Genomic DNA, 18,243 nt, shown 5'->3' on the forward strand with positions numbered 1-18,243 from the left:
AATTAAACAGAAGCAGGTACAATGCTGCGAAGTACAGTCATGCTGCCGGAAAGCTCATAGTCGCCAAGATTAGCGGGAAGGAGGAAGCACTCGCCTGCTTTAACGGATTGCTCGCCATCTGCCCATTTCACTTGTCCCTCACCATCGGCAACTACAAGGATAACGAAGCTATCAAGCGATGTGGACAGCTTCCAAGGAGCGGCTACGATACCTTTCTCAACGATGAAGTAAGGAGAAGAAGCGATGGTCAGCCACTGGCCAGCTACTGCGCTGTCTGTTTTCATCCGCTCAGCGCCTGCGCCTTCATAGGCAATGACATTAAGAGAATCTTCGATATGAAGCTCGCGCAGCTGACCATCAAGCCCAAGGCGATTGTAGTCATGTAAGCGATAAGTAGTGTCGGAGTTTTGTTGAATCTCAGCTACAACAACGCCAGAGCAGAGAGCATGAACGGTTCCTGCGGGAATGTAAAATGCATCACCGGCTTCAACAGTCACTTCTTGAAGCGCGTCCATAATGCGGCCTTCAGTGATTGCTGCTTCCATCGCCGCACGGTCAATGCCGTCTTTTAGGCCATAGATGATTTTTGCGCCTGGCTTAGCGTCGAGGATGTACCACATTTCTGTTTTGCCAAGCTCGCCTTCAGGCAGCCCTTCGTATGCATCCGTTGGATGGACTTGAATGGATAGGTCATCATTGCAATCGAGCAGCTTGATAAGGAGCGGGAAACGTCCGTTTTTCTCGGAAAAGCCTTGTGAGCCAAACCATACAGGTCCGTAAGTTTCACGAATTTGGTCAAGTCCAACGCCAGCAAGCTCGCCGTTCATTACTTTTGTAATGCCGTTAGGGTGATCACTGATCATCCAGCCTTCGCCAATTGAGCCTTCAGGCATTTCAAGGCCAAAACCTTCTAGTGCGCGTCCTCCCCAAATACGTTCTTTCATTTCTGCTTTAAATTGTAATGGATAAGGTTTTACTGTCATTATTTATCTCTCCCATATCGGTAGTATGTCGTTCTACTTCAGCTAAAAAATAACATTCAGAGCAATTGGCTTTAAAGAGCTGTAAGGTCAACGCGTTGCAAAAGATTAACGAGCAGTTGGACGCTTCTCTGCCGCAATAAGGTAAGGGGCAGCCTTGCGCTGGGTCTGCCTGTAAATAACGGTCTGCGCTAGGCTTTGAGGCAGCTGCTCTGCCCATGATTCCACGGAGGCGGCTTCCTCAGCACCGCCAGGATGCCCTGGATACAAAACGCAGGTCACGATACCTCCAGGACGCAGCAGCATTATAGCTGCATCGAGCGCAGCCAGTGTTGTTGCAGGCTCGGTTATGATCGTGAGATCATCGCTTCCCGGCAAATAACCGAGATTGAACATTACGGCTGAGACTTGTCCGATAATAGAAGGATCAACAGTCTCAGCCATACTTGCGTGATTGCTCAGCACAAGTTTAATATCGGGAAGCTTATTGTTATTTTGAAGGGAAGAAAGGCGCTCTTGCGTGCGATCAAGCGCCTCCTGCTGGATATCAAAGGCATATACTGTGCCGTTAGGTCCAACAAGCTCGGCAAGCGCAAGTGTATCTACACCACCGCCGGCAGTAGCATCAATGACGATGTCACCCGGCGAGGTACGCTCGTTGATCCATTTGTGAGCCATGCTTAGGACTGATAGAAACCCCATATTTCGCTAAACCTCCTGCTGCCATAACTTGCCTTGCCACGTATTGCGGCGCGTAAGCTCGTCGTCGAAGGCATTCAGCACTGACCATTTATTCATGCTCCACATCGGACCAATCAACAGGTCACGCGGCGCATCTCCCGTAAGGCGATGCACGATCATTTCTGGCGGCAGAAACTCAAGTGTATCAACAATCAATTTCACATATTCATCCTGCTCAAGAAATTGAAGCAGACCAGCCTCGTACTGACGTACCATCGGCGTCTTGCGCATGAGATGAAGCAAATGAATTTTAATGCCTTGCACGTCCATCTTGGCGACGGCGCGACCTGTATCAAGCATCATTTCATGCGTTTCCTGAGGAAGACCGTAAATGATATGCGCACATACACGAATGCCGCGTTCCCGAAGACGCTTTACGGCATCGAGATAGCAGGCTGTATCATGTGCACGGTTAATGAGCTCTGAAGTAGATTCGTGCACGGTTTGAAGTCCCATCTCCACCCAAAGATAGGTTCGTTCATTCAACTCAGCCAAATAATCGACTACATCATCGGGCAAGCAATCAGGTCGTGTTGCAATGGACAAACCAACAACGCCAGGCTGCTGCAAAATGACTTCATAATATTCCCTTAGCTCTTCAACGGGCGCATACGTATTTGTATAAGCTTGGAAATATCCAATATACTGCGCATTTTGCCATTTCTGATGCTGACGGTCCCGTATTTTATTGAATTGTGTAACGAGGTCGTCCCGCCTGCTGCCCGCGAAATCACCAGAGCCGCGAGCGCTGCAAAATGTACAGCCGCCCTTTGCAATGGACCCGTCACGGTTTGGGCAAGTGAAGCCGGCATCAAGCGTAACCTTGAATACCTTGCCTCCCAACTGCTCATGCATTTCGTAATTCCATGTATGAAATCGTTTATCGCCCCAAAGCAGTGGCTGCTGCTGTTGCGATGTTGATAATTTAATCATCGTTTTCCCCTTCATTCAAGACCTACACCCTATATTTTAGCGAAAAACGAGTGGAAAAGCCACGTTTGTCATGCGAATAGATATTGAATGTTCGGAAAACGCTTTAATTGGAAATATTTTTTGAAATGGGTGTTTTTAGACTTGCGTAACCTTACATGAAGTGTTATATTAAAAGTGCGACAAAACAACAAATAAACCTAACATAGCCCATATGCACCTGCATTCATGAAACGTCGATTAAATGGAAATACTCTTACTAATAAATCGATGAGGTGATTAGAGATGAATAATGTAACCAAAATCCCGCACGGCGACGATACTGTAACTGTTGAGCTTACTGTAAAAGAATTGATGGCGCTTACAGGCGTCCGCTTTCACAATAATCATGGTGTAGAAATTTCTGCTCGCAAGAAGTTGAATGAAGTATTAGTGGGAACATACGAGCGTGAACAGAAAGAGAACGCTCCGATTCCGTATCAGCTTTTGCTGTAACGACTATACATCCAATGACATGATAAGCAAGCCGCATCGCCAATAATTGGCTGCGGCTTTTTTCTATCCTCTTTACATTGCTCAATTTCTTGGGCACAATAAGGACTAGTCTATTCGTTGCATCGTCTACGATAAATGGAGGAATCACTGCATATGCGTTTAAGAGGAAGAAAAGGTATTCGTGAAAGTTTAGAGGGTCAGCCGGAGCTAGTCGTGCTCGATGCTGCGCCGCACAAAGGCAAGTGGCGTGAGTTTTTTGGCAACGACCAGCCTATATATGTAGAGCTTGGCATGGGCAAGGGTCGTTTTATTAGTCAAATGAGTGCTCGCTACCCGCACATCAATTTTATTGGTGTCGACATGTATGATGAGCTTCTTCGCCGCGCAAGCGAGAAGGCACGCATCGTATGGGAGCAAAAAGGGGAGTCTCATCCGCCCAATCTTGCGCTGCTTCGCGCTAATATTGAAGGAATCGAGACGATGTTTGCTCCGGGTGAGCTTGAACGTGTCCATCTGAATTTTAGCGATCCTTGGCCAAAGGCTAAGCATGCGCGCAGAAGACTAACGCATCCAAGACTTGTTGCCAAGTATATTGAACTGCTTAACGAGCGCGGCGAAATCCATTTTAAGACGGATTCACAATCTCTATTTGAGTTTTCATTGAACAGCTTCGCGGAAATGGAACTTATCATGCRCAATATTTCGCTTCATTTACACAAAGAAGGCCCTCGAGAGGACCTTGTGTTTACGGAATATGAGATGAAATTTATGGAAAAAGGACAAAATATTTATCGTGTTGAAGCCGTTATCGGCTCCGAGGCTATTCGGAAGCATCGTGAAGCGAAACATGAGAAGTCGCTTAAAGAGGAAGCTGAGGCATCAGAATCCGTATCGAATGATTCGGATGATGAGGATAATTAATTTAGTCCTACTGCAGACGATACCCAGGAATAATTGACTGCCAAAGCTGTTATCGTTCCGATCAGTGCGCCAGCTGCAACATCAGATGGGTAATGCAGCCCTAGATACATTCTTGACCATCCAACGGATAGTCCAATTATTAACGCAAGCGGCACCAGCAGAGTCATCCATATCCCGCTAGTCAGCAATATAGGGACTAGCCATGCGAAGATCGCTGTTGTGTGTCCGGATGGAAATGAAGAATCGACAAGCGGCTTATGACATGTATTTACATCAGGCAGCGCTTGATAAGGTCGAAGTCGTTTGAATTTACGCTTTACAATTGCTACTGGCAGATGGCTTATGACGACCGCAGTTAAGCATTGCCACCCAGTAAGGCTCCAAGGAGCAGGTGCAAGTAGTGCATATAGAAGGGCGGTTGCGAGCGTAAAGGTTGCGCCGCCCATATGTGTGACCGTGCTTAACCATTTCCCCAGAATTCGATGTCTTTTTCTCCCTGAAGGTCTCCGGTTTGCCCAAATCAATAATCTTTGCTCACTCGTTTTCAGCCAGCCTATCATTCGTTCCATCGCTGTCATCCTCCTAACGGTGGCTTACTTCTATAACATTTATCAATTCCAGACTTAATTTTAGCATGTTTTTGTTCGCTGAGCGTAAACTATTTCTTGTCCCTATATTAAGGATAAGTAAGTATTATAGCACTAACTTGCTTTCCATGGGTGCTGCCTGATGAGAATGCGCTGTCATGCGTCTATCGGTATCCTGTTTTCGCTCCAAATACAGGGAATAAATATTGATTTCAAATTACTGTTTAATAATGTGCATTTGATGGTAAAACTGTAATGGACAAATTCCACGCGGTTGTGACAGGGTCTGTCGAAACCGCAAAAGATGTCGGAACGGAACTTTCTCGTTCACTTGTTCGTCACATAGACCTATTTCGATTTAAGAAACATTTTCACACATTTTAACGTAAATAAGGACGTTAGTGCTAAAAACTTAGCAATTGGTTGAAAATAAGGCTGAGTCGTCGTAAAAGGAGGTAATGTATTCATCCGTGAGCAATGCAAGCGTTTTTCTGCCGAGATTAAGCGCAATGAAGACTAATTCAACTTTTGACAAAGAAGTTGTTTCTGTGGAGAATCAATTATGGTCCGAGAGTGTTTGCAGAGAAACACTCATACAAAGAGAAAATATATAATAAAAAGCTTACGGCAGCCACGGGTGGATGCTGAAAAAAAGCAAAAAAAATGGGGTCTAAAGGGGTAATGCCGCATGTTCAATACGATTATGTTTGTGGTTCAAATTCTATTTGCGTTGCTAGGTGTGTATCAGCTGTTTTTAACGTTTTTCGGATGGCGGCGTAAAAAAGAAGATCTTTCTCATGCACCGAAAAAAACATTCGCACTGCTGATAGCAGCTCATAACGAAGAGCAGGTTGTTGGGGCACTGATTGAAAACTTGCAAAAAATGAAATATCCACGGGAGCTTTATGATATTTTTGTAATTTGCGATAATTGCACCGATGGTACAGTCGATGTTGTAAATAGTTATGATGGAGTATATGCATGTGTTCGTGAAAATCCAAATCAACGCGGCAAGGGCTTTGCAGTTGAGTGGATGCTTAAAGAGTTGTGGGCTATGCCAAAGAGCTACGACGGCGTAGCGATCTTTGATGCCGATAACCTTGTAGCGACTGATTTCTTGCAGTACATGAACAATGATTTGAGCAATGGATTCCGAGTTATTCAAGGCTACCTGGATACAAAAAATCCAAATGATTCTTGGGTCAGCTCAGCAAATGCAATTAACTACTGGTTCTGCAACCGGCTTTGGCAGCTTCCGCGTACAAATCTTGGCCTTGCCAACTTTCTAGGTGGAACAGGCATGTGCTTTGATTCAAAGCTGCTTCAGGAAATGGGCTGGGGAGCTACAAGCTTGGTTGAAGATTTAGAATTTACAGTCCGCTGCATTAAACGCGGAATTTATCCGAAGTTCAACTTTGAGGCAAAGGTGTTCGACGAGAAGCCGATTACGTTCCAAGCATCAGCTCGCCAAAGGCTTCGCTGGATGCAAGGACACTTTGATGTTACTCGTAAACATATGCTTCCTCTGCTTTGGCAGGGAATCAAGGATCGCAGCATGACGAAGATTGATGCGGCCCTTTATGTGTTCAATGCTTATAATTATTTGGCTGGATTTTTTATTGCAGCGATCATTTGGGGAGACATCCTGCTGTCAGGCGGAGATAACGTCACCTCCGTGTACAACCTGCTTCCAATTTGGCTGAGCATTCCGTACATGGCATATATTTTTGTGCAAATACCTTTATCCATGTATATGGCTAAAGTTTCGTGGAAGCTATATTTGCGGATTCCGACTTTTCTATTGTTCACCTTGTCATGGTGGCCGATAACGGTGCATGCATTCTTCACGCAAAACAACAAAAAGTGGAGTCATACCCAGCATACACGCGTCATCCGTCTTGAAGAAGTTCAAAGCAAACAAGTGTAATCGCTTGTTGACAAGGCTTTGTAGGCCATGGTATAGTAACACGGTAACATTTACAACTAACTTAATACGCACAAGCAGAAGCACCCGCTTCTCACCTTTCGGCTCAGGCTGGCTGGTTCGCGATAATCGATTAGTCATTCCATCATTTCAACTGAAGTGATGCTCTGACATACATGTACGGTTATGAGATGCGGGTTCGAGCGAACCCGCATTTTTTTATTGCGTGGAGACATGAACAAACCAATTTTGGAGGTGGCACGTTATTAGCAGAGAACATCAAATCAATGATGAAATCCGGGCCAGAGAAGTGCGTTTAGTAGGCGCTGAAGGCGAGCAAATCGGTATTAAATCCATTCGCGATGCTATGCAGCTTGCTATTGAGCTGAATTTGGACCTGGTGAACGTCGCACCGACGGCTAAACCGCCGGTATGCCGCATCATGGACTACGGAAAATTCCGTTATGAGCAGCAGAAGAAAGAAAAAGAAGCACGCAAAAACCAAAAGATCGTTGATCTTAAAGAAGTTTGGTTCCGTGCTAACATTGATGAAAATGACTACCAAACGAAGTTTCGTAACGTTGTTAAGTTTCTCAATGAAGGCGATAAAGTGAAAGCATCCGTAAGATTCCGTGGTCGTGAGATTGCTCATGCATCTCTAGGCCAAAAGATTTTGGATCGTCTTTCAAAAGAGGTTGCCGAATTATGCAGCGTTGAGCGCGCTCCTAAGCTGGAAGGCCGGAGCATGATTATGATTTTGGCACCCAAAACCAACAGCTAACAACTGATGAAGAACTTTAAGGAGGATAACTGATATGCCTAAGATGAAAACTCACAGCAGTCTGAAAGACCGCTTTAAAATTACTGGAACTGGTAAAGTAAAACGTTACAAAGCTTACCGTAACCACTTGCTTTCACACAAATCCGGTCGTCAAAAACGCGTACTTGCTGGCCAACCGCTTATGGCTGCTGGCGATGTTCGTCGTTTGAAACAAGGCCTTGCTAACTTGTAATAATAAGCTACACCAAATAAGCTAATTCAACCTACAGGAGGTTTCCACTCATGGCAAGAGTTAAAGGCGGTTTTGTCCGCACTCGTCGTCGCAAAAGAATTCTAAAGCTAGCTAAAGGTTATTTCGGTTCGAAACATCGTCTGTTTAAAACAGCGAAGGAGCAAGTTGGTAAGTCCCTAATGTACGCTTACCGTGACCGTCGCAACAAAAAACGTGACATCCGCAGACTGTGGATCGTTCGTATTAACGCGGCAGCTCGTATTAACGGACTTTCGTACAACAAATTCATGCACGGCTTGAAACTTGCGGGCGTAGAAGTAAACCGCAAAATCCTTGCTGACCTTGCAGTTAACGATATGACTTCGTTCAACTCGCTTGCTGGCATTGCAAAAGAAAAAATTAACGCTTAGGCGTTGACCACATATAAGGGCTGTCCAGGTCATCTAATCGATGATTTTTGGACAGCCTTTTTTGCGGTTTTTTTTTGCGAAAATGAACCGACATGCGCACATTTATTAGAGCAGAGGACAAATAAACAGACGGATGCCACCCTCCGCGAATATGCTGTAGGACAACGGGAAGGGAGGGATTTCGCATGCGTAACGTTTCCAAGCAGCAAGTACGGAAACTGGTCGGCAAATCCATTTATGCAGTACGTCCTGACGGCTCTGTCGTCACTGGCAAGCTCGTTCGGGTACACCAAAATAAACTGATCGTCGCTCCACTCGAAAAAGACAAAGGCAAGCTCGTGCAAACGAAAGCAATTTTGCCTCTCGTATTGTTTGACCTTCTTGCCATCGGCACGCTTCCTTTATGGGGCGGCGGCTTTGGTGGTGGTTTTGGCGGTGGCTACGGCGGCGGTGGCAACTGCTGCAATAACAATTTTAACCAATACGGCAATGGCAACTATGGTGGCTATGGTGGCAATGCTGGTTATAACGGCAATGCTGGCTACGGCGGTTATGGAAACCAGGGCTACAACGGTTTTTAATGGCAATTAAGTAATCATAGCGGGGTGAGCGGTTTAAGTAATTCGTAGCAGCGCAGCTCAGGATAGTATTGGACGGTATAGTAACCAAGCTTACTATAGAGTTGATGTGCTTTACCATTAACCTGATCGACAAACAGCCTGGCAACTTTGCAATTCTGCGTTTTGCCGTAAGCTTCGCTATGAGCTATTAATTTTCTGCCCCATTGTCTATTCCGATGATCAGGATGCGTGACGATCATATCTAAATAAAGCACCTCACCCATCACTTCAAAATGGATGAAGGAGACTGGAGGGCTTTTTTTAGATAAGGATGCTACAAAAGTAACACCGCGACGGAAACGCTTAGGGAGCTCTCGAATCGTTTGCGCATCATGTTGGTGTACCGTATGGGATAAGGGAATAAGCTCATTGCGAATGAGGCGAACCACTTCGGCTTGATCATACCTTGGCTCATAAATACGAATCATGCTCATCATTCCATTTCTACCGCGCCAAATGGATCTGGGACGCAGCATGAATTTGCCGCATTAGGGCTAAACTAGTATATGTAGCGCGCTAAAGGATTGCGCCGAATACATTTTACAACAAGAGTTGTTTATGGTTCTTGACGAACGGAGATTCACGGCATATAATAAGGAAAGTCTTATCTACCACGTACTGGTATTCGTACCATGTGGTAAATACAAAATCAGCATTGATGAGGACGAAGTGCTTAGGGCCCTTTTGAACAGAGAGCGGATGGATTAGCTGCAACCATCGCCAAAATCCCTTTTCTACGAGCTCACCTCGGAGCTGTTTCCTTGAAAAGCAACCATGTGTTGCCTATTAGGGGGAATCGCAGGGCAAGCGTTACAGTGCCATTGGTAGAACGTATATGCATGACGTTCTTACTTGTAGAGGTTATACATCGGGAGATGTGTAACGAATTTGGGTGGTACCACGGAAGATATACCTTTCGTCCCTCGTTGCTTCGTATTGGAGCATGAGGAACGAGAGGTTTTTTTGTTTTTTCTGAGAGGAGGATGACTGATGATAACGCAAGGTGCAACACTGAAGTCAAAAGAGGAAATGAAGGAAAGAATTTCGAAACCTGAGGTTATTTCTGGTTCGGAAATTTTGCTAAGAAGTCTATTGCTTGAGGGTGTAGATTGTGTGTTCGGCTATCCAGGTGGAGCAGTGTTGTACATTTATGACGCGATGCACGGAAACCCCGATTTCAATCATTTACTAACACGGCATGAGCAAGGCGCGATTCACGCGGCAGACGGTTACGCCCGCGCAAGCGGCAAAGTAGGCGTATGTATCGCTACATCAGGTCCTGGTGCAACAAACCTCGTGACGGGAATTGCAACTGCATATATGGATTCCGTACCACTAGTTGTTATTACCGGTAATGTCATCTCCAGCCTGATTGGCAGCGATGCTTTCCAAGAGGCAGACATTACGGGAATCACAATGCCAATCACTAAACACAGCTACTTGGTTCGCGACGTTGAGGATTTGCCTCGTATTATTCACGAAGCATTCCATATTGCCAACACAGGGCGCAAAGGTCCAGTATTGATCGATATTCCGAAGGACATCTCAGCGGCTAAGACATTGTTCAAGCCAGTAACAGAAGTAAGCATCCGTGGTTACAATCCAACGGTCACGCCTAACAAAAATCAAGTGGATAAGCTGATTAAGGCGATTGAACAAGCGGAGCGCCCGTTAATACTAGCAGGCGGCGGAGTCGTTTACTCTGGCGGACATGAAGAGCTGTTCGAATTCGTTACTAAAACGCAAATACCAATTACAACAACATTGCTTGGTTTGGGAGCTTTCCCAAGCGGCAATGATTTATTCCTAGGCATGCCAGGCATGCATGGCACATATACGGCTAATAAATCGATTCAAAGCGCAGACTTGCTAATTAACATTGGCGCTCGCTTCGATGACCGCGTAACCGGCAAGCTTGCGGGCTTTGCACCACTGGCGAAAATCGTACACATCGATATCGATCCAGCGGAAATCGGTAAAAACGTACCAACAGACATCCCGATTGTCGGCGATGTGAAGACTGTTCTTGAGATTGTAAATAAGCTCGCGAAACGCGCAGATAAAGCGGATGATTGGCGTGCGAAGCTCAAAGCTTCATGTGAGCAATATCCATTCAGCTATACGGATTCTGACGTTGAGCTTAAGCCGCAGTGGGTTGTTGAGCTGATCCATGAGACAACGAATGGCGATGCGATTGTAACAACTGACGTTGGTCAACATCAAATGTGGGCTGCACAGTATTACAAGTTCAATAAGCCTCGTTCATGGGTTACTTCCGGAGGGCTAGGCACTATGGGCTTCGGATTCCCTTCTGCTATCGGCGCTCAAATGGCGAATCCGGATCGCGTAGTCGTTTCCATTAATGGGGACGGCGGGATGCAAATGTGTGCGCAAGAGCTTGCGATTTGCGCAATTAACAACATTCCGGTTAAGGTAGTAATTATCAATAATCAGGTGCTCGGTATGGTAAGACAGTGGCAGGAGCTTATCTATGACAACCGCTACAGTCATATTGATCTCTCAGGCAGCCCAGACTTTGTGAAGCTGTCAGAAGCTTACGGAGTTAAAGGCTTCCGCGCAACGAACAAAGAAGAAGCGCGTGCCGCATGGGAAGAAGCATTACGCCATCCTGGTCCAGCTGTTGTTGAGTTCGTCGTTCGCAAAGAAGAGAACGTGTACCCAATGGTAGCGCAAGGAAGCACCATCGACGAAATGATCATGGGGGATGCGGAATGAAAAAACACACGATCGCAGTAATCGTTAACGATCAGCCCGGCGTTCTACAGCGCGTATCTGGTTTGTTCGGACGCCGCGGCTTCAACATTGAAAGCATAACAGTTGGTTCTAGCGAAGAAGCAGGCTTGTCGCGTATGGTCATCGTCACTTCTGGTGATGATCATACGCTAGAGCAAGTAACGAAGCAGCTATATAAGCTGATTGACGTTATTAAGGTCATTGATCTTAGCTCAAATCCGATGGTTGGCCGCGAGCTTGCACTCATTAAAGTGAATGCAGAGCCAGCATCTCGTCCGGAAATTTTAGGTGTTGTTGAAACTTTCCGCGCAGCGGTTGTGGACATTGGCACTCATTCGCTTATGGTACAAGTAGTAGGGGACACTGAAAAAATCGATGCTATGGTTGAACTGCTTAAACCGTATGGCATTCGTGAACTGTCGCGCACAGGAGTAACAGCATTAAACAGAGGCAATTCCAAGTAATAAGAGTTCATCATTCAACATCCCGCTTTGAGCGGGAGTTTAAGGGGAGAACCGCTGCTTAAGGGTCATTCTCTGCTTAAACACCCGCTCAAAAGGGTTAAACTAAAGGAGGCAATTATTAATATGGCAGTTACAATGTACTATGAAAAAGACGCTGATCAAGGCGTACTACAAGGTAAAACAATTGCAGTTATCGGTTACGGCAGCCAAGGTCACGCTCAAGCACAAAATCTTCGCGACAGCGGCTTGAAAGTTGTTATTGGTCTTCGTCCTGGTAAATCCGCAGACGTTGCTAAAAAAGATGGTTTCGAAGTACTTACAGTTGCTGAAGCAACTAAAGTGGCTGACGTTGTTCAAATTTTGCTTCCTGATGAAACACAAGCGAAAGTGTACAATGATGAAATCGCTCCTAACTTGAAAAAAGGCGCGGCTCTTATGTTCTCCCACGGCTTCAACATTCACTACGGACAAATCGTTCCGAACAAAGATACAGATGTATTCTTGGTAGCTCCAAAATCTCCTGGTCACATGGTTCGCCGTACGTACCAAGAAGGCTTTGGCGTTCCTGGACTAATCGCTATTGAGCAAGATGCAACTGGCAATGCTAAAGCTATCGGTCTTGCATATGCTAAAGGTATCGGCTGTACTCGTGCAGGCGTTATCGAAACTTCTTTCAAAGAAGAAACAGAAACAGATTTGTTCGGTGAGCAAGCCGTTCTTTGCGGTGGCGCTACTGCACTAGTTAAAGCTGGTTTTGAAACGCTTGTTGAAGCTGGCTACGCTCCAGAAATGGCTTACTTCGAGTGCTTGCACGAGCTTAAATTGATCGTTGATATGATGTATGAAGGCGGAATGGCGTCCATGCGCGATTCTATCTCCAACACAGCTGAATACGGCGATTATGTAACTGGTCCTCGCATTGTTACTGAAGAAACGAAAAAAGAAATGAAACGTGTATTGGAAGATATCCAATCCGGTCGTTTTGCTCGTGACTTCATCTTGGAAAACCAATCGAACCGTGCAATGCTTACAGCTACTCGCCGTAATGAAGCTGCTCACCCGATTGAAAAAACAGGCGCACAGCTTCGTGAATTGATGCACTGGATCAAGAAGTAATAAAAGATAGAATGTAGGAAAATATCCCGGTTCGCCGGATCGTTTGACGATGAGCACGTAGTATCGCCATGTGGTCCGAGCGCACCGGGATCATTTTGTTCACGGAGGTGCATTGCACAAATGCGGAAAATATATGTTTTCGATACAACGCTTCGTGATGGAGAGCAATCTCCTGGGGTTAACCTGAACACGAAGGAAAAGGTAGAGATTGCCCTTCAGCTTGAAAGGCTGGGAGTGGACCGCATGGAAGCTGGCTTCCCTGCTGCGTCTCCGGGAGACCTTGCTGCAGTTAATGCGGTAGCACGAGCAGTTAAAAATGCTACAGTTATCGGACTCTCACGCTCGCGTGAGCAGGATATCGATGCTGTTCGTGAAGCGCTTATCGGCGCACAGGATCCGTGCATTCACGTATTTCTTGCTACAAGTCCGATTCACCGCAAGCACAAGCTGCGGATGGAGAAGGAGCAGGTGCTTGAAACGGCAGAGCGTGCCATTCGGTATGCAAAGCAATATTTTGACAAAGTTGAATTCTCAGCAGAGGATGCAGGACGTACAGAGCTGGACTTTCTGTGTCAGGTCGTTGAGATGGCCATTAAAGCGGGAGCAACGGTCGTAAACATTCCGGACACGGTCGGTTATATGAATCCGCAAGAATTTGGGAACATCTTCAAGGTGTTGAAGGAAAATGTGCCGAATATCGAAAAAATTCAGCTGAGCGCACATTGTCACAATGATCTCGGCATGGCGACTGCAAATTCGCTAGCAGCGATCTTGAATGGTGCAGATCAAGTTGAGGGTACGATCAATGGTATCGGGGAGCGCGCAGGTAACACAGCGATCGAAGAGATTGCAATGGCTCTTGCTACGCGTCCGGACTACTTCGGAGCTCAAACTACGCTGAACCTGAAAGAAATTGCCAAGACGAGCCGCCTTGTCAGCAAGCTGACGGGCATGGTCGTTCCAGGCAACAAAGCAATTGTTGGTGCCAATGCATTCGCGCATGAATCTGGTATTCATCAGGATGGCATGCTGAAAGAAAAAACAACGTATGAAATCATTTCACCGGATACGATCGGACTGAAGGAATCCAAGCTGGTGCTTGGCAAGCATTCAGGACGCCATGCGTTCCGTGAGAAGCTGATCGACCTAGGTTATGAGCTTGAGGACGAAGCGGTTAATGCTGCTTTTGCTAAATTTAAAGATTTGGCAGATCGCAAGAAAACCGTAAGTGATGAGGATATTCTTGCTCTGCTTGAAGAGAAGCTCATCGATACGCCGGAAGTATTCAAATTAGAAATGATCCAAGTCAGTTATGGCAATCAATCTACGCCAAGCGCATCCGTTCGGATTCGTAAAGCGGAGGGTGAGGTCATAGATGAAGCGGCAATCGGCAACGGTTCCGTAGACGCCATCTATAACGCGATCGATAAGGTGACACAGGAAGTTGTGGAGCTTGAAGATTATTCGATCAAATCCGTATCGCAAGGCAAGGATGCGCAAGGTGAGGTTCATGTTGTACTAAAGCAGGATGATGTTTCTGCTCAAGGACGTGGACTTAGCACGGACATTCTTGAAGCTAGCGCGCGAGCATACATCGATGCACTTAATCGACTGATCGAGAAGCGCAAGACGCCAGGTCGCCGCGATAAGATGAGTCTAATCTAAATGAAAAGCAGTTCGCCAGAGTATAACCTTTGGGCGGACTGTTTTTTTGTTCTTTGATAGATATAGCTTCAAAAAAGGGATAATGAGTGACCCTATAGTTACAGCCTATAGAGTAAATAGATTTTATATCTTGGTAATCAACTCGTTTTTATGGTACAAATGATAATAGAATGAGAATGAATGTGTAGACTTGAACTTTTCAACAGGATTCGCCAAGCAAAAACGCTTTAGCGTCCTTTGGACGCTGAAGTAGCTTTGACGGTGAAATATAAGCCCTTTATAAGCTAACAAACTTATAAATTCTTATATTTTTGAAAACGTTGAATGGACAAGTTTAACTCAAAACGAGGAGTGTTACATTATTATGTCAGAAGTTAAAAAAATTGCAGTTATTGCCGGCGACGGTATCGGCCCTGAGGTAGTTGGCGAAGCGCTTAAAGTGCTCAAAAAAACCGAGGAGCTTTACGGCTACAAATTCGAAACAGAACACGGCTTGTTCGGCGGTATTGCAATCGACGAGAAAGGCACACCATTGCCGCAAGAAACACTTGACCTTTGCAAAGGTGCAGACGCGGTATTGCTTGGCGCAGTAGGCGGACCAAAATGGGACAACAACTCCAAGGAGCTTCGTCCAGAAACAGGCTTGCTAGGCATTCGCAAAGCACTTGGCCTTTTCTCAAACATTCGTCCAGCTACCGTATTCGATTGCTTGAAAGAAGCTTCAACTTTGAAGCCAGAAGTGCTTGAAGGCACGGATCTCATCGTTGTTCGTGAATTGACTGGCGGTATTTACTTTGGCGAGAAATTCCGTCGTGAAGGCGCTGGCGGCGAAGAAGCGGTTGATACATGCGTATACAACGTGCAAGAAATCGAGCGCATCGTTCGTCAAGCATTCGATATCGCTATGACTCGCGGCAAACGTCTTGCTTCTGTTGATAAAGCAAACGTACTAGAAACATCCCGCCTATGGCGCGAAGTGGTAAACCGGATCGCTCCTGAATATCCAGAGGTAGAGCTAGAGCACGTGCTTGTTGACAACTGTGCAATGCAATTGCTTCGCCGTCCTTCGAGCTTTGATGTCATCGTAACAGAAAATATGTTCGGCGACATTCTTAGTGATGAAGCTGCAATGCTGACTGGATCAATCGGAATGCTCTCATCTGCATCGCTTGGCGAAGGCAGCTTCGGCTTGTATGAGCCGGTACACGGCTCAGCACCTGACATCGCGGGTCAAGGCATCTCCAACCCAATTGCAACAATCCTTTCCGTAGCGCTTATGTTCCGCCTTACATTTGGTTACCACGAGGCTGCTGCAGCAATTGAAGCAGCGGTGAAAGAAGTTCTTGATGCAGGCCACCGTACAGGTGATATTGCTGTTGATAAGAGCACAGCAATTGGCACAACAGAAATGGGCGATTTGATCGTAGCTGCTCTAAGAAAATAGCATCTAGATTATAATTATTATAAATAAATATTAATTATAATATTGACTTGTTTATAAACTAGTGATACTATTTACTAGGTAAGTCACACAGACGAAGTGACATAAACAATAAAATTTATGGATAGGTCAAGGAGGTTTTCTATTATGGCAGAGCGTTTGGTAGGCCGTCAGGCCCCTGATTTTTCAATGGAAACAGCAACAGGTGACGGTAAAGATTTCGGTACAGCATCACTTGCAGATTATAAAGGAAAATGGTTGGTATTGTTCTTCTACCCACTAGATTTCACATTCGTATGTCCAACTGAAATTACTGCACTTAGCATGGCTGCAGCTGAATTCAAAAACTTGAACACTGAAGTTCTTGGTGTCAGCATTGATAGCAAACATAGTCACCGTGCATGGATCAACACGCCGGTTAACGATAATGGTCTAGGTCAACTAGAATTCCCTCTTGCTGCTGATATTACGAAAAGCGTAGCTCGTGACTACGGTGTATTGATTGAAGAAGAAGGTATCGCTCTTCGCGGTCTATTCATCATCAATCCAGAAGGCGAAGTACAATATCAAGTTGTTAACCACAACAACGTTGGCCGCAGCGTAGACGAAACTCTTCGCGTATTGCAAGCATTGCAATCCGGTGGTCTTTGCCCAATCAACTGGAAACCAGGTCAACAAACTTTGGTATCGAAATAATATATTTCGAATAGCAGTATTAACAAAACCCGTGCCATTTAATGGTACGGGTTTTGTTTTTGTCTACATAGCGATACGGATAATGTGAGGAGAAAGCAGGAATTTCGTCCATGCAGAGCGAATATGGTATACTTAGCAACAGATAATAAAAAATGATAGGTTTGTTAACGCAAACTTTAGATGATGGTTTTGAAGATAGGTTTGCTTACGCAAGCCTAAGATGATGCTTACGAAGATAGGTTTACTACGTAAACCTAAGTTGATGCTTACGAAGATAGGTTTGCTACGCAAACCTAAGATGATGCTTACGAAGATAGGTTTACTGCGTAAACCTAAGATGATGCTTACGAAGATAGGTTTACTGCGTAAACCTAAGATGATGCTTACGAAGATAGGTTTGCTACGCAAACCTAAGATGATGCTTACGAAGATAGGTTTGCTGCGCAAACCTTTGAGGAGGAGTCGTCAATGAGTTTTTGCTGTGGAGCTAGTATGATTGGAACAAAAGGTACACTTAAGCATATTCGGACGCATATTCACAATGTGCCCATTATGTTTTGTCCTGTCTGTCACCGTGTAGATATTCATTATTTAATCGAAAATGAATATGAGATACTAGCCGAATATGCACATGGCGACGGTGCTGCTGAAGTTGATTTTCAGGAGTACGTAGAGCAAGAAGGCAAGGCGCTGCTTGAGAATTGTGTTAACCATGAGAATGAGGATCCAATGGATGTTGTCCACAGTCAAATCGATATGGCACTTGATTTGCTAAGCTTTGCTAAGCAAATTGAGGATACGGAATGGCAGCTTGTTCTTAAGAAGCGTCTAGGGATGCTTAACAATAGAAGGAATAAGCTCCGTCAACGCCGTACTTCCGTTTAGTTTTTTAAACATGAATGGTGAGCCTCCTTCACGGGGGCTTTTCTTTATTTTGATCATATAAAAATGTATCATTTTGTAATTTTATTAAATTCGTTTGTTTCTCAATCAACGGTTTTTTGGCGATATAAAGGGGACAAAAGATGCTTTTAAATGAAAATTAAGATTTTCTCAGAATGTACCCCCCGAAACCGGGCAGACAGAAACGAATCATACTAATAGTGAGGTGGAGCGGTTGTTACTTGTTTTGTTCAAACGCTTTCTGCGGAAGTCTGTTTCTGCCAAAGCAGCAGAGGATGAGCAGAAGCTCACTCCAGAACAATGGGTTGCTCATATTCATGAAGGTGACGAGCTGCTGCGTGAGCAGTTCATAGCAGACTATAAGCCATATATAATGAAAGTTACAAGTCGATTTTGTAAACGGTATATCGATCCGAGTCGAGATGATGAATTCAGCATAGCGCTGCTCGCTTTTAATGAAGCCATCAATCAATTTTCCAGCAGTGCTGGAAAATCATTTCTCGGATTTGCTGAAACCGTCATTCGTCGTCGGCTTATTGACCATGTCCGGAAAGAACAGAGGCATTCTCAGGTTGTGCCTTAC

The 18,243-nt window shown here is 45.2% G+C and carries 20 protein-coding genes and 1 other annotated feature; of the genes, 15 read left to right on the plus strand and 5 right to left on the minus strand.

Annotated features, from left to right (window positions below; translation table 11 throughout):
- Positions 1–2: 2 nt before the first annotated feature.
- The 3 genes from AC1DSE_RS01235 to mnmL form a co-directional block, all read right to left on the minus strand.
- The gene (locus tag AC1DSE_RS01235; protein ID WP_076268019.1) at positions 3–983 is read right to left on the minus strand and encodes a type I phosphomannose isomerase catalytic subunit; all 981 of its coding nucleotides are present in this window, start codon (positions 981–983) and stop codon (positions 3–5) included.
- A gap of 105 nt (positions 984–1,088) precedes the next feature.
- Positions 1,089–1,682: a tRNA 5-(aminomethyl)-2-thiouridylate-methyltransferase MnmM gene (mnmM, locus tag AC1DSE_RS01240; RefSeq protein WP_441879215.1), complete on the minus strand. Its 594-nt coding sequence runs from the start codon at positions 1,680–1,682 to the stop codon at positions 1,089–1,091.
- A gap of 6 nt (positions 1,683–1,688) precedes the next feature.
- The gene (gene mnmL / locus AC1DSE_RS01245; RefSeq protein ID WP_441879213.1) at positions 1,689–2,654 is read right to left on the minus strand and encodes a tRNA modification radical SAM protein MnmL/YtqA; all 966 of its coding nucleotides are present in this window, start codon (positions 2,652–2,654) and stop codon (positions 1,689–1,691) included.
- A gap of 282 nt (positions 2,655–2,936) precedes the next feature.
- Here mnmL and AC1DSE_RS01250 point away from each other — a divergent pair, with 282 nt between their 5' ends.
- Together AC1DSE_RS01250 and trmB are read left to right on the plus strand one after the other, a co-directional pair.
- Positions 2,937–3,146, plus strand: a complete 210-nt coding sequence (locus tag AC1DSE_RS01250; RefSeq protein ID WP_076268017.1) for a hypothetical protein — start codon at positions 2,937–2,939, stop codon at positions 3,144–3,146.
- Positions 3,147–3,299: 153 nt separating this feature from the next.
- A complete protein-coding gene (gene trmB / locus AC1DSE_RS01255) occupies positions 3,300–4,067 on the plus strand; it encodes a tRNA (guanosine(46)-N7)-methyltransferase TrmB (RefSeq protein ID WP_477527337.1) in 768 nt (255 codons plus the stop codon).
- Here the strand turns inward: trmB and AC1DSE_RS01260 are convergent.
- Entirely contained in the window at positions 4,064–4,636 is a 573-nt protein-coding gene (locus AC1DSE_RS01260; RefSeq protein ID WP_076268015.1) for a phosphatase PAP2 family protein, read from the minus strand. The two genes, trmB and AC1DSE_RS01260, sit on opposite strands and share 4 nt — an antisense overlap.
- Before the next feature lie 706 nt (positions 4,637–5,342).
- On the opposite strand from AC1DSE_RS01260, the gene AC1DSE_RS01265 reads away from it, so the two are divergent.
- The 5 genes from AC1DSE_RS01265 (at position 5,343) to AC1DSE_RS01285 (ending at position 8,582) form a co-directional block, all read left to right on the plus strand.
- Entirely contained in the window at positions 5,343–6,581 is a 1,239-nt protein-coding gene (locus AC1DSE_RS01265; RefSeq protein WP_076268014.1) for a glycosyltransferase family 2 protein, read from the plus strand.
- A 66-nt stretch (positions 6,582–6,647) separates the two neighbouring features.
- Positions 6,648–6,805: a sequence feature (ribosomal protein L20 leader region), on the plus strand.
- 56 nt (positions 6,806–6,861) lie between these two features.
- Positions 6,862–7,359, plus strand: coding sequence for a translation initiation factor IF-3 (infC, locus tag AC1DSE_RS01270; RefSeq protein ID WP_144376751.1), 498 nt, complete (start codon positions 6,862–6,864; stop codon positions 7,357–7,359).
- Between the two features lie 34 nt (positions 7,360–7,393).
- Positions 7,394–7,591, plus strand: coding sequence for a 50S ribosomal protein L35 (gene rpmI / locus AC1DSE_RS01275; RefSeq protein ID WP_076268012.1), 198 nt, complete (start codon positions 7,394–7,396; stop codon positions 7,589–7,591).
- A 50-nt stretch (positions 7,592–7,641) separates the two neighbouring features.
- Positions 7,642–8,001 carry a 50S ribosomal protein L20 gene (gene rplT / locus AC1DSE_RS01280; RefSeq protein ID WP_054028358.1) on the plus strand — a complete coding sequence of 120 codons (360 nt, stop codon included), beginning with the start codon at positions 7,642–7,644 and terminating at the stop codon, positions 7,999–8,001.
- Between the two features lie 185 nt (positions 8,002–8,186).
- Positions 8,187–8,582, plus strand: coding sequence for a hypothetical protein (locus tag AC1DSE_RS01285; RefSeq protein WP_441879209.1), 396 nt, complete (start codon positions 8,187–8,189; stop codon positions 8,580–8,582).
- Between the two features lie 14 nt (positions 8,583–8,596).
- On the opposite strand, the gene AC1DSE_RS01290 is transcribed toward AC1DSE_RS01285, so the two are convergent.
- A complete protein-coding gene (locus tag AC1DSE_RS01290) occupies positions 8,597–9,097 on the minus strand; it encodes a GNAT family N-acetyltransferase (RefSeq protein ID WP_477509438.1) in 501 nt (166 codons plus the stop codon).
- A gap of 514 nt (positions 9,098–9,611) precedes the next feature.
- Here AC1DSE_RS01290 and ilvB point away from each other — a divergent pair.
- From ilvB to AC1DSE_RS01330, 8 genes are all read left to right on the plus strand, one after another.
- Entirely contained in the window at positions 9,612–11,357 is a 1,746-nt protein-coding gene (ilvB, locus tag AC1DSE_RS01295) for a biosynthetic-type acetolactate synthase large subunit (RefSeq protein ID WP_339207561.1), read from the plus strand.
- Positions 11,354–11,839 carry an acetolactate synthase small subunit gene (ilvN, locus tag AC1DSE_RS01300; RefSeq protein WP_076268009.1) on the plus strand — a complete coding sequence of 162 codons (486 nt, stop codon included), beginning with the start codon at positions 11,354–11,356 and terminating at the stop codon, positions 11,837–11,839. Before ilvB ends, ilvN begins: the two co-directional genes overlap by 4 nt.
- A gap of 123 nt (positions 11,840–11,962) precedes the next feature.
- Positions 11,963–12,955, plus strand: a complete 993-nt coding sequence (gene ilvC / locus AC1DSE_RS01305; protein WP_076268008.1) for a ketol-acid reductoisomerase — start codon at positions 11,963–11,965, stop codon at positions 12,953–12,955.
- A 120-nt stretch (positions 12,956–13,075) separates the two neighbouring features.
- Positions 13,076–14,620: a 2-isopropylmalate synthase gene (locus AC1DSE_RS01310; protein WP_076268007.1), complete on the plus strand. Its 1,545-nt coding sequence runs from the start codon at positions 13,076–13,078 to the stop codon at positions 14,618–14,620.
- A gap of 364 nt (positions 14,621–14,984) precedes the next feature.
- Complete coding sequence (gene leuB / locus AC1DSE_RS01315; protein ID WP_339207563.1) at positions 14,985–16,064, plus strand: 3-isopropylmalate dehydrogenase; 1,080 nt, start codon at positions 14,985–14,987, stop codon at positions 16,062–16,064.
- 144 nt (positions 16,065–16,208) lie between these two features.
- On the plus strand, positions 16,209–16,757 hold the full coding sequence (locus AC1DSE_RS01320) for a peroxiredoxin (RefSeq protein WP_477509437.1): 549 nt from the start codon (positions 16,209–16,211) through the stop codon (positions 16,755–16,757).
- A gap of 468 nt (positions 16,758–17,225) precedes the next feature.
- Positions 17,226–17,642: a hypothetical protein gene (locus AC1DSE_RS01325; protein ID WP_076268004.1), complete on the plus strand. Its 417-nt coding sequence runs from the start codon at positions 17,226–17,228 to the stop codon at positions 17,640–17,642.
- A gap of 232 nt (positions 17,643–17,874) precedes the next feature.
- Positions 17,875–18,243: sigma-70 family RNA polymerase sigma factor (locus tag AC1DSE_RS01330; RefSeq protein ID WP_477527338.1), on the plus strand; the 369-nt coding region annotated here is incomplete at its 3' end.

The organism is Paenibacillus sp. 01L418 (assembly GCF_056400045.1).